Raw genomic sequence first — 16624 nt, 5'->3', positions numbered from 1 at the left:
TCGTAACTTTAGTATCGAAATTTATCTGGTATAAACGGATAACAAGTGCTAATTAAGGCCTTCAAGACCAAAATCCAAATTTAGGATTTTGGTCTTGAAGGCCTTAAGTTTTGAAATTAAAATTAGTTTTTATTGCAGATTATACTACGTCTTTAGAATTGTTTTGTCGTTCGGTATGCAACCATTGACCAACCATTTTATGATTACCAATTAGTACTGGAACTAACAATACCAGTGCTAAAATACCACAAGATGGGAAGCCCCACATTCCAGAAAATGCATCCATGATGCCACCAGAATAAATACTACCAATGGGAGTTGATCCTTGATTTAACAATACATAAACGCTCATAATTCGTCCACGTAATTCATTTGGAATTGAGAACTGGAATGATGCATTTGATTGATTCAGGAAAATCATGTTACAAAAACCAACCAACACCATAATAATTGCAGCGGATGTAAATGTATGAACAAATAGCATTAAGCTCTGAAGGGCGGCAGTTCCAACACCAACTATCAAATAAATATTTCTTTGTAATCCAAATCGCGACATGTAACTCATTAAAAATGCTGCAATTAATGAGCCAACACCTGTTGCGGACAGTAGATTAGCATACGTCTGTGCCCCTGAATGCAATACTGATTTTGCAAATACTGGAATAATAACGTTATTGTTGTAATTTAGAGTGCACACAATCAACATTAATTCAGCACTTAAACGAATATTTGCATGATTCCAGACGTATGATAATCCTTCTTTGACATCACTAACAATTCGTTTTCGTGAAGGTGTTGCTAGGACTTCTTTTTGATGAATCATTAAGATACCAATTAGCACAGCAATGTAACTAATGGTATTAATCAAGAAACAAAAGCCAACACTAAATTGCACCATTAAAACGCCGGCAAGGGAAGGACCGGCAATCTTAGCCAGGTTAAAGACGGTGGAATTTAACGAAATACCGTTCATTAAATCCTTTTGGCCCACCAGTTCAACAACAAAAGACTGGCGTGTCGGGGTATCGAAGCTTTGAAGCACACCATATGCGACCGCAATTAATAGGACTTGCCAATACTGAACTATTTTCAAATAAACAATTGCCGTCATTGCGGCCCCCAAAGCAAGAAAACCCAACTGGGTAATTAACAAGATACGACGTTTAGGATATCGATCAATGATTGAACCTGCGGGAAGCGTTAATAGTAGAATTGGAATGAACTGACATGCGGATAATAGTCCAACTAGGAATGCTGATTGAGTCATTTGGTATACCAGCCAGGTTTGAGCAGTTCTCTGAACCCAGGTACCCATAACAGAAATGCATTGTCCTAGCCAAAAATATCTAAAATTTTTTTCTCGGAGGGACGAAAAGGTGTTACTTAACACACTCATTTTATTCACTTCTTTTACTGAAATTAGGTTGAATTTAACATTCAACTGACGAACAATTCGTCTACTTAATGATAAGCGATAAGGACTACTTTACTTTCAAAAACCGAATTGTCAACCCTATTGAATGAAAGTGGGAAGTGGAATTTATTGTTTGACAAAGGAGTTAGCGGTTTCACTTAAATTTCGATTAGATAAAAATTACTTTATTTGATGACACAATATAAGCCTAGAATCTTGGAAGGAGATTCTAGGCTTTTTCAGAATGATAAATTAAAATGCTTTTAACGAAAACGTGATAATCATCAATACAGATGCTTAAAAATCACTCTGTTCGCAAAATTGCCAGCGGCTCTGGAATCATAAAGTCACTGTTGAGTAACTTTAACTTACCATTTTCGGTATTTCTTTGGAAAACAGATAAGCTATTAGACCTTTGATTAGCAACCAGTAGCGACTGTTCGCTTTTTGAAAATTGAATATCCCATGGGAAGTCACCGTTGGTATGAACATTTTGAATTTGTTCTACACTTCCATTGGCTGCAATTTTATAAACGACCACAGAATTATATCCACGATTTGAGACATACACAAAGCGGTTGTCCGCTGAAATTCTAATGGCAGCGGCGCCGTTATGAGTGTGCCAGTTTGCTGGGATAGTACTGATAATATCAACAATTGAAAATTGACCAAGTTTAGGATCATATTTTAAAGTGGCTAAATCACTGCTAAGTTCCCCAACTGCATAAGCAATATTTTGATCGTGATTGAATCTCAAATGGCGAGGACCAAAGCCAGCCGGCATTTTTAGAGTGGCAACTAGTTCAAACTTATAATCATTTGTGATGTTGTAGGTCAGGATTGTATCAATACCAAGGTCGCAGACGACTAGCCGATGATCAGGGGTGTAATTAATAAAGTGCGGGTGAGGGCCATCAGCTTGTTCTGGTTCTGGTCCCAATTGGCCAACGTCGTGAGTTCGGTCAAGCAGAGTAAATTTATTATTACGAGTTGAATAAATAGATATTTCATTGATGTCATAATTGGCAGTAAAAACAAGCTGATTTTCTGCATCATAATCAATATAAGTTCCAGAAGCCGTAGCATCGTAAACACTATATTTTACTGTCGGACTTTCGAACTCCTTAGAAAGTGCCTTGATGCCTCCCGGTTTATCGGTGTGACGATTGTAATCGATACTATACAACAGATTATCAGGCCCATTAGTCAAATAGAAAGGATCTCCAGCTTCGGCAAATAGTTTTAAATTTGATGCTACCTGGTGATCTGGATCAAAATCGAAAGTATAAATGCCGTGACTTAAATTACGTTTTGTGTATGTGCCAAGAAAATATTTTTCCATGATAATCACTCCAATGTATTCTTTGTAAACGTTGTCATTATTCTACATTAAATAAATTTAGCTTATGTGGCTAATTATAACCAACTTTTGTTAATTCTTAATGTTAGGGTAATATATTTGTCGTTTTTAAACCGTATGATCATATTCATTGTATTTACATATTTAACTAAAGGAATGCGTAAACGTATGGTAATATGGTTACACGTGCCTAGTTTTGAATTAGTATTGGATAATTATGTTAATTGACAGCTAGTTGCTGTTAGGAAAGGTTTTGCATTTTATATGAGTTTTGGCATTGTATTTATTTCTTACACGTCTTCGTTAATTGCAAACGTCATTGTGCTTTTAGGTGCAGTGTCTTTGTTTACTTGGCTTGAGCAGGAATTAAACCATAAATTTATTCAAAAATATAAAAATTTAATATTATGTACTCTTGGGTTCATGTTTCTGATATTTGTGTACATGGAGTCATGGGGAAATGGTCACTCATCAAATATGCCAATTGGATTTCACTGGACCTATCTAAATGTAATCATCGTTGCACTTTTTAATTTGATGATCCGGGTTAAAACATGGTGGCAGATAGTTATTTCAGTTTTACTGACAATTATCTGGGCATCCAGCAGTGGTAGTTCTGTAATTTCAGGTGCTTTTATTGCGAAGGTTTTACTATTACTGGTAGTTGAGATATTAGTTTATGTCCTCGCTGCCAATATTGAAAGAAACACACTTTCATATTTCATTTCATTTACTGTGACGGCTTGCTCTATTTTAGCAGTAGCAACGTCAATGTATCACGGTCAGGATAATTTATCCTGGTTGCGACAGATTTTTGCATTACTACTGTTAGAGCTTGCAGTTTATGGTTATACCAAAATCTTACGTCATCAGAACATGATGTTTTTAAAGTTCAAGCATCAGGCTGAATATGATGATCTAACTGGAGTCCATTCGTTTGGCGTTTTTAATCATGATCTTGGAAAATTGTTCAAGGATTTTAAAGAGCATGATACACTTTACGCGATGTATGCACTGGATGTTGACAGGTTCAAAAGTATCAATGATACCTACGGCCATGTAGCGGGTAATGAAGTTTTGAAGACAATTGCTCACCAGATTGATGTTTTGGTAAGCCAGTTGGAGTACCGTGCGAAACTATATCGAACTGGTGGTGAAGAGTTCACGATTATTCTGTTTGATATCAAACAAAATGATCTCCGAGCAGAAGAAATTTCTCGAGAAATTTCTGTCGCTGTCAGTAGACTAAGATTTAATTTTGATGATCACGAGGTTAAAGTGACTGTCTCTATTGGTGAGGAACGTGCATCAGAAGATGATTCCAATTACTTGGATATATATAAACGTGCAGATCAGTTTTTATATGCATCAAAGCATAGTGGCAGAGATGCAATCACTATCCGTGGTAGAACGTTAGATAAAGAAGTCGGTTAAAAATCAGTTTAGTTATTCAATCATCACAAACAAATTTGTGATGATTTTTTTCGTTTCATATTGCAATATATGTCGAAACAACTTATAATCATTATCGGTCGTTACGACATATGGAGGAAAACATGTACGAACTTTTAATTCTAAGTATGCTGACATCTCGAGATATGTCAGGTTATAAATTGGGCCGGGTGCTCAGCAGTACATTAGTTCCCAGGCGTGATGTTTCAAACGGAGTTATGTACCCGTTACTTAGCAAACTAGCTAATGCAGGATATATTGAGTTGACAGAACATCATGAAGATCCAAGAAATAAGAAAATGGCTCACTTAACTGAAAAGGGAACTAAACGGTTTCAGGAGTTAATGAAAAAAGAAATTCCTGATGATTCTAAGCGTGAATCTATGTACCGTTTTAAATTTCGAGGTATGTCTGCGATTAGTCACAATGAACAATTGAAAATACTGACTGATTATAAAAATGACGTCCAATCTGATTTAAACGTTTTTCAAGAAGTAAAAGTTCATTTGAAAGATAAGTTAATTAGGGGAGCTAGCAATTATGACTCGCTAGTGTGGGGAATTAAATCACTGAATTTAAGCATTCAAATTTGTCAGACGAAGCTTCAATGGGTTCAACAGCGTGAACTTGAAATCAATGAAAGTGGGAATAATTAAAATGCAAGAAAAAAATAATGGTGCCAAGCAATGGATCGCATTGGCAGCTATGGGTATTGGAACGTTTATGGGTTTACTGGACGTAACGGTTGTTAACGTTGCATTACCGACAATGGTTAAGGACTTTAACACTACTTTTACCAATCTTCAGTGGATTTTGAATGCATATACCTTGGTATACGCTGTTACATTGATGATTATGTCAAAGCTCGGTGATATGTTTGGACGTAAGAAAATTTTCCTAGGTTCTTTAGTATTATTCGTAATTGCGTCTGCAGTTAATGGATTTGCGTCAAACCTATTAGTTTTGGATATCGGTCGTGGAATTCAAGCAATTGGTGGATCTGGGATGATGTCATTATCAATGGCACTAGTTGCTTCTAACTTTTCTGGTAAAGATCGTGGATTAGCTTTAGGAATCTTAGGATCCGTTATTGGTGTTTCAACAGCATCTGGACCACTGATTGGTGGTTACTTAGTTGAACACTTTAGTTGGCCAGCAATTTTCTTCGTTAACGTGCCTTTTGGTATCATTGCCGTAATTCTAACGGTAATTTACGTTAAAGAAACACCTAGCTACGGAAAGAACCAAAGGGTTGACTTAGCGGGAATGGTGTTATCAGCAGCTGGTCTGTTTGCAATTATTTATGGTTTAATTGTAAAAGAAAATCACCCTCACTGGAGCTGGGTATCTCTAAATGTGATGGGATGGGTTGCAGCCGGTATTATATTGCTGATCATTTTCGGAATTGTAGAAGTGAAGATTGGCAATCCGATGATGGACGTTAATATGTTCAAAAAGCCTCATTTTCTTGGCACCATTTTGGTCGCATTTGCCTTAGGAGCAGGTGTGTACGCTTTTAATACGTATCTGACTGCGTTGATGCAAAATTACATTGGCTATTCTGCTCTTCAAACTGGGATTAGACAGTTAACAATCAGTGTCTGGTCGCTAGTTCTTGGACCAATTGTTGGTATTTTAAGCGCGCGTTTTTCAAAAAAATGGATGATTAGTGGTAGCTTGCTGATTGGTAGTATTGGCTTCTTAACGATTGCATTAGTGATAGATCCAAGTGTGACTTTTGCTGAGTTATGGCCTGGAATGATTCTAATGGGAATCACCAATGGAATGGTCAATCCACTGTTAAACACTGTTGGAATGGAAGGTGTAGCTCCGCAAGAAATGGGCATGGCCTCGGGATTACTTAATGTCTTTCGGCAGTTAGGTACCACCATGGGTGTGGTTGGCCTTGGGCTAATTCAAAGTTCACAGTATGAAAAATATTTAAATGGTCATTTAAGTACTGTTAACATGCCAAGCTCGGCTTTAAGCGGTCTTCACAGTGCGTTGGTTAAAGCAGGTCCATTTTCTGGTCACGGTATTGCATTTTCGACAAGATTAAGCCAGGCACCGTTTGCGGCTGATTTTCAGAAAGTAGTTGTCCACGCGTATGACAACGGCATGAGTGCAGTAGCTTTTAGTTCTGCAGTAATTGTTCTTATTGGTTGTATCGGTTCAGCTATTCTATTAAAAAATCGCGTCGAGTCTAGTGATGTTAAGATTGATAAGGACTAGATAGTCTTAGACGTTAATTACGCTGAATGGTGATAAACTATTAGTGTGGTTGAAGTGGGGCGATATGATGAAACAAGAATCGTTATTTGAACAACAAAGTCAGCAAAATAGTCCATTGGCCAATCGAGTGCGGCCACAATCAATTGACGAGTTCGTCGGTCAGGGGCACTTGCTGGAACATGGTAAAATATTGCGAGAAATCATAGACAGTGACCAGCTATCGTCTATGATTTTTTGGGGACCGCCGGGTGTTGGCAAAACAACGTTAGCTCAAATTATTGCCAATCAAACGAAAGCTCATTTTGTTAATTTTAGTGCTGTAACCAGCAGTATTAAAGATATCAGAAAGATTATGGAAGAGGCAGAAGCTAATCGCGAAATTGGTGAAAAAACGATTGTGTTTGTTGATGAAATTCATCGATTTAATAAGGCACAGCAAGACGCTTTCTTACCATTTGTGGAACGTGGCAGTATTATTTTAATTGGTGCAACAACTGAGAATCCATCATTTGAAATTAACTCTGCACTTTTATCACGGTGTAAAGTGTTTGTTTTAAAACAGTTGACGACAGATGATCTTATTCAACTGATTAAGAATGCAATTAAACATCCTAACGGGTTTCCTAATCTTGAGATTAAAGTGGATGACGATGCGATCCGGTTGATTGCGCAATTTGCAAATGGGGATGCCCGCGTTGCATTAAATACGCTTGAAATGGCAGTTTTAAACGGAAATTCTCATGATCATCAAGTTGATATTAATCGAGATAATTTAAATCAGCTGGTGAATACAAAGTCTCTAAGATATGATAAAAAGGGTGAGGAACACTACAACCTGATCTCGGCACTCCATAAATCGATGAGAAATAGTGATGTAGATGCTGCAATATACTGGCTATCTAGAATGCTTGATGGTGGTGAAGATCCGATTTATATTGCGCGCCGTTTAGTTAGATTTGCAAGTGAAGATATTGGTTTAGCCGATACTAGAGCACTGTCTCTAACAATTGATGTGTTCCAAGCGTGTCAGTTAATTGGTATGCCTGAATGTGACGTTCATTTGACTGAAGCAGTGATATACCTTTCTTTGGCGCCAAAGTCTAATTCGGCTTATCGCGCTCGGTTAGATGCAAAGTCAGATGTCAAAAAGACGGGTAATGAGCCTGTACCATTAGAAATTAGAAATGCACCCACCAAATTGATGAAGGAACTGAATTATGGCAAGGGTTATCAGTACGCGCATTCAACTGAGGACAAGGTCACTTCGATGAAGACTATGCCGCCAGAACTTGAGGGACACGAATATTACCACCCCACGGAACAAGGCAATGAAAAGAGATTTAAGCAACGACTTGAATATCTTAAAGATTGGCATGTTCAGCATGACAATGAATGATGTTAGAAATATTTGCTAGGCACCAGAAACTGCCATATACTGTACCAAGTAAATTATTCGAGGAGTTGTTTAGATATTGTATGCTCAAAATGATCAATTTGAAAAGTTAGAAACTCAATTACGCCAAAATGATGGTAAAAATCAAAATCAAATTATTGAAGTAATCAGCCAAATTCAAGCAAAACCATTGAATGAATGGTTTGATATTTTGTCGGGTTCATTTATTGTGTCAGCAAGTCAGGGCATCAAACAGGCCACTAGCGATCAAGTGACTAACGCTGGAAAAAAGCTCAACGAGGATGGCATTCAGGCGATTACCAATAATTTGTTTAAGCAGTTCTGTGAAGACGCTGGTGATACTAAGACCAGAATTGCCCACTATCTGAACGATGATATTTCGCTAATTCTTGAAAAATCAGCTGATGTGAAGTCCTGGAAAGAGTATGAAAATCTAAAAAATAAAGATCTTTTGCTTTCTCATCTACTGTATATATGGTATTTGGGTTGGCAAAGAGGGTACGCTTTTACAGCTGAAAGTAATATGGAGACTGCTAAAAGACAGAATAATGATCCGAGACTAGCAAATACTTCTGACGAACAAATTCAACAGGCTTGTATTAAAATTGCGGCAACTGAAAGTGTCAAGGTGCTAGGAGAACTGTTCCATGACCATGATACTCAAGAGCGAGTTTACTTGATGATTCTTGCGTATTTACAGACTGGTAGGCAACGATAAGTTAATCTGGGACAAAAGTTCCAATTGATCTATAAATAGTACCCAAAATACTAATTTAATTATTTAATTTGGTTAGTCTAAACGTGCAAAAAACGAATGTTTTCGGCCACATAAGCCCCCAAAAACAAAAATCCAAAATTCAGGATTTTAGTCTTTGGGGGCTTATGTTATGGAAGCGAAGCGCCTTTTTTTCACTTCTTATTTAGAAATAAGTAGTCCAAAATAAATAAATTGCTAGTCCAAAAGCTGCATATGCAACAATGAATTTGAGAGGTCGAACTGGCACATTACGGACTACAATCGGGCCGACATATCCGCCTAAGAACATTCCAGCTCCCATTGGGACAACCATCCACCAATAAACTTTAGTTGTGAATGCGTATACTACGACCGATAATACATTTGTCAGAAATGTTGTAAAATTCTTTATTGCGTTAGTGACTGCGTACGATTTGTTTAGGGTTGTCATTAAAATAGATAGCAAAATTAAACCCGCTGAAGCACCAAAATAGCCAATATAGACACCAACGAGAAAAATTGCAATATATTTAAGTACCGTAACCAGTGTGGATTCATTGTGTTTTTTAGAAGACGGTTGATGATACTGGTTCCAAAGCATTAACAGTCCAGCACCAAAAATGAGAAACGGCACGATTTTTTCAAATGAAGACGCTGGTGAGACTGCTAGAATAATTGCACCGATGACGCCACCAACGAGTGCAACGATGGCAACCTTCCAAGTTGTTTTATGATCGCTACGCAATTCGTTAGATGAAGATATGTATGCCCCAACACCAGTAAACATGAGTGCAGCGGTGTTAGTTGTGTTGGCACTCACTGGCGGTACTCCTAATGCTAGTAGTACAGGGTATGAAATTAGAGAGGCTAATCCAGCTACTGAGGCTAAAAATCCAGCGGCAAAACCAGCGACGAATAGGATAATGATCATAAGCCACAGTGACAAAACATGGATCTCCCTTCGATATATATTCTGCGAATAATTATATCATAAGTGCAGTGGTCTCAGTATGGCGACACAAAAAATGCGGTAGGTCGACCTGCCGCATTTTAGTTCAGCAATTAGCTGGATTGCTATTTAAGTATCAGCCTAGTTCTGGCTGGATAGCTTGTCAGCTTCTTTATCGATGGCTGCGAATCCAGAAACCTTCTTTTTTGGTTGTGGGTTCTTAGCACGTTGCTCTTCAGCCTTTTCGATCAGAGCTTTGCGTTGTTCTTTACTCAGCTTTGCCATGTTCGATCACCTCTTTCACAAACCACTATGAACCAGTGGGGAAGCGCTTTATAACTCCCCACGAGTTTATTGTAGTCCTACCACTGACAGAATATCAAACTTTTTGAATGGTTTTCACGGTTACTTCAGAAAGTCTTTAGATTGACACTTACAATAAATTAATGTAGAATAACAACTGTTAGATTTACAACTATTTAGAAAAGAGGTTATGTTTATGTCACTAACACATCAACAAACGATTGATACTAAAAATGAACTTAAGCAAAATTTTGAATTGTCAGGTCTAAGCGTCAACGACTTAGCCAGTGCACTTGGAACTACCACTGCAACCATTGAACGGACAATGAATTTAGATGCAAATCACATTGAGGATCCTTGGATTATCAAGAATTATTTAGAGAAAAAAATAGTTGCTGATGGTAACCGGCCGGTTAAATTCACAGCGTTAGTTGGGGACTATCACCAATATTGGTTTTTAAATAGTCGGCGAATTGAAAAAGCTAGACTATAAAAATTAGTGGAGGATCGATATGAATGACCTATCTGAAATAGCGCAGTTGGTGTCACGAGAGCGGATGTTTCGTGTGCGTGGCAATAGTGAGATTGCTAACTGTTACTTTAGTGATGCAACCGTTGCTACTAGTTGGCAAAGTGGTCCAGCGTCAGAATTTATTAAAGCAGAATCTACAGAGGTCGATTACCGTTTTCCGATCGTTGGGAGTATTAGTGCGCCGGTGATCCATTTACACGGATCAAAAGCATTTGTCGAATTACCAACCGAGACAAGAATGAGAATGGTTATAAAAAATGTAGTAGTTGAGATAGAATCTTTTCGGCGGCTAATTTATCGGGTTGAGAAACGTCATAATGAGTGGAAGATTGCGAATATGATTTCGATTAATGAAAGTGATAATTTACACCCAGTAATCCCTGGAACTCAGTTTAAAATTGATCCAGAAGAATTAATAGGGTACAGGCCATCATACCAATTTCTATCGTATGTTCGACAAGCAGCAGGTGGCTCTATTAGCCAAGATTTATTGGGCACTGATCGCCCGGACGATGTTTCCAGAATATATCAACAAGCTGAAAAATGGGTTAACGAATAGTTTTAATATGAACGTCCGTAATGGACGCTTTTTTAGTAAATTAGTTGAAAACGTTTCCGACATATGATAAGTTAATATCAATAGAAAAAAGTAATTCGTTGATTTGGGTAAAGTAAAACGTTTTACTTTAAAAACTAAAGGAGACTAAATTATGGCTAATAAAGTGACCGTATTAGGCAGTTTAAATGTTGATACCACTGTGACAATTAAGGCAATGCCTAAACCTGGGGAAACAATTTCAAGCGAAAACAAAAGTAGTGCAGCAGGTGGTAAGGGTGCTAATCAAGCAATTGCTGCCGTTCGTGCTGGCGCACAGGTTGGCTTCATTGGTCGTGTCGGTGATGATGAACAAGGAAAATACATGATTGAATGTTTGCAAGAAGACAGTGTTGACACTGCAAACGTTTCTACTGACCCTTTGATTGGAACTGGTTCGGCCATCATTTTGTTAGATGACAATGGTCAAAACAGTATTATTGTTTACGGTGGTTCAAACCAAAAGGTGACAACCAACGAGATAGATGATGCTCATGATCAAATTATTCAGTCTGACTTTATCGTTTCTCAGTTTGAAACACCTCAAGAGGCTACTTTAGCTGCATTTAAATTTGCTAAAGAACACGGGGTAAAAACGATTTTAAACCCAGCTCCGGCAGCTGAAATTATACCGGAATTGCTAAAATATACAGACATTATTATTCCAAACGAGACAGAGAGTGCAAGCTTGACAGGAATTGAAGTTACTGATGAAGAATCAATGATTGATAATTTTACCGCCTTTAAGAAAATGGGGGTCAAAAACTTAATCATCACTGTTGGTAGTAAAGGTGCATTTTACGCGAATGATCAAGGTCATGAGTTTATCCCTGCATTTAAAGTTAAGGCGGTAGATACCACGGCTGCTGGAGATACGTTTATTGGTGCACTTAGTTCTCAACTTAACGCAGAATTGAGTAATATGACTGAAGCAATTACTTTTGCCCAACGAGCTAGCTCTATTACGGTTCAAGGACTGGGTGCCATGCCATCAATTCCTAAACTGGACCAGATTATTGCGGCTGGTAAGTAATCCAATTGGAGGATATATAATGGATCAAAATGAATTGAAACAACTTGTCGGTGATGAAGCAGTTAAGCATATCAAAGATGGAATGATTGTCGGCCTAGGAAGTGGATCTACGGTTAAGCTAATGGTCGATTCACTCGGTAAGCGGGTTAAAAATGAGCAAATGAATATTGTTTGTGCTTCAACGTCTAAGCGAACAGCTAAACAGGCCCAGGATCTTGGTATTATTGTTAAACCATTGGATGAAATCGATCAAATTGATTTAACTATTGATGGTGCTGATGAGATTAGTAAGGATTTTGACGGCATTAAGGGTGGTGGCGCTGCTTTACTATGGGAAAAAATTGTGGCAACTAACTCAAAGAAAGATTTGTGGATTGTCGATGAAAGTAAGATGGTTGATAAATTAGGGAAATTTCCTCTACCAGTTGAAGTAATTCCATTTGGTTCTAGTCATTTATTTGAACGATTTGAAAAAATGGGGTACAAACCAACTTACCGAATGAATGGTGATTCAATGCTACGCACAGATTCCGATAATTACATCATCGATCTGCACTTAGGCGAGATCGATCAACCGAATGAGTTGGCTGATCAATTAAGTAACATGACGGGCGTTGTTGAACACGGACTATTTTTGAATATTGTTAACACAGTCATCGTGGGTACCCAGCATGGTATAAAAACACTATCTAGAGAAGATTTAGGATAAAAACTAGATTGACTGGTCTATATAAGAATAGTATATTTAGTTTAAATTTAATAAAAGCACTAGGGATGCCGTCAGTAGCGGCTGAGATAAATCTATGGCGATTTGGCCCCTTAGAACCTGTTAAGTTAGTACTTGCGTAGGGAAAGTGTTGGTTAATAACTTTAATTTATTAAGCAAATCAAGTGATACTACTAAGCGCTAACAACCACAGGTTGTTAGCGCTTTTTCATTATTGGGAGGAAGTTATTCATGAAGTATGAGTTACTCGATAAACTGCGCGAGGTTAATCCAATCGCATTTAATATCTGCAATTTTGTGACAGTTCAAGACGTTTGCAACGCAATTAATTCAATTGGTGCATCACCAGCAGCGGTTGAAGCGAATGAAGAAACTAAAGAAGCTGAGGATTTAATCAAGATTTGTGGGTCGTTGACGGTTAATTTGGGAGCACTGATTGATCCAAAGATCGATCAAATTGATACCACAATTGGTTTAGCGGATAAATATAATAAGCCTGTTATTTTAGATCCAGTGGCGGTTGGAGCGTCACCTTCACGTGATCAACGTGCTATTCAACTTTTGAAAAAACATAATATTAGAGTTATTCGTGGTAATGCTGGTGAAATCGCTGCGTTAATTGGTGCTCAATGGAACGCCAAAGGCATTGATGCTGGTGAAGGTGATTTAGATCCTGTCCAAATTGCTAAGGATTGTGCCAATCAGTATCATTGTATTGTTGCACAAAGTGGGAAAACAGATATTATTACAGATGGTGATAACGTTACAAAAGTGTTTAATGAAACTGATCTCTTTAAATTAAGAGTCGGATCTGGTGATATTTTATCAAGCTTAATTGGCTGTTTTTGTGCTGTCTCATCTGATTTTTACGAAGCAACCAGGGTGGCAACAGTTGTGTACGCAACGACAGGAGAATTAGTTGCAAATGTAGTTAACCAACATCAACCTAGCGTGTTTTCTGCAACTTTAATTGATAAGTTAAACGATATTGATGTTAAGATCATTAGCTCTAATGCAAGAGTTCAAAGCACTGACGCGGAGGAATAGTCATGGAATTCAATAAATCGATGTTGAAGACGTATTTGATCGCTGGCACTAGTGATGTGGCAGGAAGCGGAAGAAAATTATCTCAGATATTAAAAGAAGCATTAGAGGCAGGCATTACATCATTTCAGTACCGAGAAAAGGGTCTGGATGCTTTGACAGGAACACGCAAAATTGAGGAAGCTAGGTTTCTGATGAGAATGTGTCATGACTATAATGTTCCATTTATCATAGATAATGATATTGATTTGGCAAATGAAATCCAGGCGGACGGAATACATGTAGGTCAAACTGACACGGCAGTTCAGGATGTTATCAAAGCTGTCGGGACACATATGTTTGTCGGATTATCTTGCCATACGAGACAACAGGTTTTAGATGCAAATGAAATTGATGGTATTAGTTACATTGGTAGTGGTGCAATTTATCCCAGTTTGTCGAAACATGGAGCACCGGTTATTGGACTAGATGGATTGAGAGAGTTAGTTGAAATTAGTAGAGTACCGATTGTGGCAATTGGTGGAATAAACGACAATAATATTTTTGATTTACCTCAAACCGGCGTTGCTGGTGCTTCAGTCATTTCGATGATTACAAGAAGTAATAATGTCGCTAAAACGATCACACTAATGAATAGTGTTGAATACAAATAAAACTAGAAATAAGGGTGCTTTGCTCCCTTAACAGGGACCCCAAGACTAAACACGATGAGTTTTAGCCTGGGGTCCTTCTATTGGAGTAAATGATTATTACATGTTTAGGTTAAACAAATTTAATCGCCCAGTTTAAAATTCAAGTGCAACACTAATCAACTAGACCTTTCAGACTAGACATGAAAGGCCATGAAGACCTATTCTTATTAACGTCGAAATTAATTAAGAAAGCGAGTGTCTTCATGACCCAAAACCAGAATAACATGCCTCGTCATTACCAACAACTCCAAGCTGATGAACGCGGTGAAATTGAGGCGCTCAGTCGCCAACACAAAACCGCGCACACGATCGCAAAAACACTTCATCGCAGTACCAGTACCATTACCCGTGAACTAGCCCGCGGCACGACAACTCAAATTGATTCTCAATGTCATCGCCATTATCAAGCCTACTTTGCGGAAACCGGCGAAGCCGTGTACCGCAAACACCGATCTAATTGTCATCCGCAGGGACTACTTAAAAAAGCCATTGTCTTCTTTAAGAGCTTGACTAGGGCTCTGAAAGCTAACCCGCGGGTCTACAACGTCGATACCTATATTGATCATTTCAAGAAGACCTACCCAGGTTTCCCGTGTCCTTCGGTGCCCACCGTTTATCGTTATATTGATCAAGGTTGTTTGGCGTTACGCAACCATGACCTTCCTAAGAAACTACGGCGCCGAATTAAACAGCCAGGACGCTCTCACTCTCGCTTAAATAAGAAGGTGTTAGGCCGATCGATCGAAGATCGCCCGGCAGTTGTCCAGCAGCGTCAAAAATTTGGCCATTGGGAAGGCGATTTGGTTAAGGCCAAACGCGATGAGAATGAACCAGCGTTAATGACGCTCACGGAACGGGTTAGTCGTTTGGAAATCTTGGTGAAACTACCTAATTACCACGCCAGGACTTGTCGCCAAGCTCTCGAAAAGACTTTGGCCGACTATGGCCCGCAATACTTTAAGACCATTACCTTTGATAATGGTAGTGAGTTCGCTGAACTTAGCCAAGTCAAGGAGACTGAGATCTACTTTGCTCATCCATATTCGCCGTGGGAACGTGGGACTAATGAGAACCTAAATGGACAACTAAGAGAATTCTTTCCTAAGGGTAAATCCTTGGGACCGGTGAATGTGATTGAACTACAGGTCGCTCAAGATACCTTGAATCACCGTCCTCGAAAGCTCTTAGATTATCATTGTCCAGCTGAACTATTACCAGGTCTAGCTGACTAACTAGACCAATCATTGGAATAGGTCATTAACTGTTGCACTTGATTTGACACTTCGGGAACAAATTTAATCATTAAATTTAGTGTTTTTTACAAATAATAGTTTTTTTCTGTCTCTTTATTTAGTTAGTTTATGTTGACATTAACTAACTATTGAAATATAATTCACTTTGATAGAAATGAGAGGCAATCTAAAAATGGATAATGAAACTAGAAAATTAACGAATCTGGATCCATCAATTGAAAAAAAACAAAATGAACTTAGGACTAAGTATGCTAAGGAAAATCAAATCGCAAAGACAGGACAAATTGACTTTGTTGGTTCATCATTAATGGAAATATTCCCGATAGTTAAAATGCAAGCAGATCTAAACTTAGACAAGACTATATATAACCGTGGGGTTAGGGCAACGACGACTGCCGATTTACTTGCTAATATGGATACACTAATCTTTGATTTAAAACCTAGTAAAATATTTATCAATATTGGCAGTAATGATATCGGTTTTGGCATTGCAGAGCAGACATTCTTAAAAAATTACGATCAAATATTTAATCAAATTAAACGTCGTTTGCCTAACACGAAGGTTTATGCAATGGCTTATTTTCCGGTTAATCAGGCTGCGAGTTTTAGTGGTTCAAAAAAGGATCATCAGTCATTGTTTAAAACTCGTAGTACGGAGTCAATGGCTAATGCTAGTAAAGAGGTTCAAAAGTTGGCTGAAAAACATGGATATCAGTTTATTGATGTTAATAAGGGGTTAACTGATAAGGATGGTAATCTACGTCAAGAATTGATTTTTGACGGCGCACACATGATGTCAGCCGGATATAAAATTGTTTTGCAAAATATGCTTCCGTTTTTGGAAGAATAGAAATAAAAAAGAGAAAAGGCAGTTTTTGTGCTTAAAAG

General features: G+C 38.1%; 17 protein-coding genes and 1 riboswitch. Of the genes, 13 read left to right on the top strand and 4 right to left on the bottom strand.

The features are described 5' to 3' along the window. Positions 1 to 139: 139 nt before the first annotated feature. Complete coding sequence (locus FD16_RS03580) at positions 140 to 1396, bottom strand: MFS transporter (protein WP_033385781.1); 1257 nt, start codon at positions 1394 to 1396, stop codon at positions 140 to 142. Between the two features lie 322 nt (positions 1397 to 1718). Beyond that, the gene (locus FD16_RS03575; RefSeq protein WP_010621897.1) at positions 1719 to 2756 is read right to left on the bottom strand and encodes a lactonase family protein; all 1038 of its coding nucleotides are present in this window, start codon (positions 2754 to 2756) and stop codon (positions 1719 to 1721) included. A 282-nt stretch (positions 2757 to 3038) separates the two neighbouring features. Here FD16_RS03575 and FD16_RS03570 point away from each other — a divergent pair, with 282 nt between their 5' ends. The 5 genes from FD16_RS03570 (at position 3039) to FD16_RS03550 (ending at position 8590) form a co-directional block, all read left to right on the top strand. Further along, positions 3039 to 4208, top strand: coding sequence for a GGDEF domain-containing protein (locus FD16_RS03570; protein WP_010621898.1), 1170 nt, complete (start codon positions 3039 to 3041; stop codon positions 4206 to 4208). A gap of 122 nt (positions 4209 to 4330) precedes the next feature. Further along, positions 4331 to 4882: a PadR family transcriptional regulator gene (locus FD16_RS03565; protein WP_010621899.1), complete on the top strand. Its 552-nt coding sequence runs from the start codon at positions 4331 to 4333 to the stop codon at positions 4880 to 4882. Between the two features lies 1 nt (position 4883). Continuing rightward, positions 4884 to 6458 carry an MFS transporter gene (locus tag FD16_RS03560; protein ID WP_010621900.1) on the top strand — a complete coding sequence of 525 codons (1575 nt, stop codon included), beginning with the start codon at positions 4884 to 4886 and terminating at the stop codon, positions 6456 to 6458. A gap of 67 nt (positions 6459 to 6525) precedes the next feature. After that, positions 6526 to 7854 carry a replication-associated recombination protein A gene (locus FD16_RS03555; RefSeq protein WP_010621901.1) on the top strand — a complete coding sequence of 443 codons (1329 nt, stop codon included), beginning with the start codon at positions 6526 to 6528 and terminating at the stop codon, positions 7852 to 7854. A 76-nt stretch (positions 7855 to 7930) separates the two neighbouring features. Next, on the top strand, positions 7931 to 8590 hold the full coding sequence (locus FD16_RS03550) for a hypothetical protein (protein WP_010621902.1): 660 nt from the start codon (positions 7931 to 7933) through the stop codon (positions 8588 to 8590). Between the two features lie 202 nt (positions 8591 to 8792). On the opposite strand, the gene FD16_RS03545 is transcribed toward FD16_RS03550, so the two are convergent. Further along, complete coding sequence (locus tag FD16_RS03545) at positions 8793 to 9554, bottom strand: sulfite exporter TauE/SafE family protein (RefSeq protein ID WP_010621903.1); 762 nt, start codon at positions 9552 to 9554, stop codon at positions 8793 to 8795. Positions 9555 to 9698: 144 nt separating this feature from the next. Further along, a complete protein-coding gene (locus FD16_RS13005) occupies positions 9699 to 9842 on the bottom strand; it encodes a hypothetical protein (RefSeq protein WP_010621904.1) in 144 nt (47 codons plus the stop codon). A gap of 214 nt (positions 9843 to 10056) precedes the next feature. Between FD16_RS13005 and FD16_RS03540 the strand changes: the two genes are divergently transcribed. From FD16_RS03540 to FD16_RS03505, 8 genes are all read left to right on the top strand, one after another. Next, positions 10057 to 10353 (top strand): DUF2316 family protein, encoded by a 297-nt coding sequence (locus FD16_RS03540; RefSeq protein WP_010621905.1) that lies wholly within the window; start codon positions 10057 to 10059, stop codon positions 10351 to 10353. Between the two features lie 19 nt (positions 10354 to 10372). Beyond that, positions 10373 to 10951, top strand: coding sequence for a hypothetical protein (locus FD16_RS13075; protein WP_010621906.1), 579 nt, complete (start codon positions 10373 to 10375; stop codon positions 10949 to 10951). A gap of 151 nt (positions 10952 to 11102) precedes the next feature. Continuing rightward, positions 11103 to 12020, top strand: a complete 918-nt coding sequence (gene rbsK, locus FD16_RS03530) for a ribokinase (RefSeq protein WP_010621907.1) — start codon at positions 11103 to 11105, stop codon at positions 12018 to 12020. A gap of 19 nt (positions 12021 to 12039) precedes the next feature. Continuing rightward, a complete protein-coding gene (gene rpiA, locus FD16_RS03525) occupies positions 12040 to 12729 on the top strand; it encodes a ribose-5-phosphate isomerase RpiA (RefSeq protein WP_010621908.1) in 690 nt (229 codons plus the stop codon). Positions 12730 to 12780: 51 nt separating this feature from the next. Beyond that, positions 12781 to 12890: riboswitch (TPP riboswitch) on the top strand. A gap of 88 nt (positions 12891 to 12978) precedes the next feature. After that, positions 12979 to 13794: a hydroxyethylthiazole kinase gene (thiM, locus tag FD16_RS03520; protein ID WP_010621909.1), complete on the top strand. Its 816-nt coding sequence runs from the start codon at positions 12979 to 12981 to the stop codon at positions 13792 to 13794. 2 nt (positions 13795 to 13796) lie between these two features. After that, positions 13797 to 14444 (top strand): thiamine phosphate synthase, encoded by a 648-nt coding sequence (gene thiE, locus FD16_RS03515; protein WP_010621910.1) that lies wholly within the window; start codon positions 13797 to 13799, stop codon positions 14442 to 14444. Between the two features lie 242 nt (positions 14445 to 14686). After that, positions 14687 to 15715, top strand: coding sequence for an IS30 family transposase (locus FD16_RS03510; RefSeq protein WP_010621911.1), 1029 nt, complete (start codon positions 14687 to 14689; stop codon positions 15713 to 15715). Between the two features lie 193 nt (positions 15716 to 15908). Next, a complete protein-coding gene (locus FD16_RS03505; protein ID WP_010621912.1) occupies positions 15909 to 16586 on the top strand; it encodes a GDSL-type esterase/lipase family protein in 678 nt (225 codons plus the stop codon). Positions 16587 to 16624: the final 38 nt, after the last annotated feature.

Origin of the sequence: Paucilactobacillus suebicus DSM 5007 = KCTC 3549 (assembly GCF_001434475.1) — a bacterium.
Taxonomy (GTDB): domain Bacteria; phylum Bacillota; class Bacilli; order Lactobacillales; family Lactobacillaceae; genus Paucilactobacillus; species Paucilactobacillus suebicus.
This window is presented reverse-complemented; position numbering and strand designations above follow the sequence as displayed.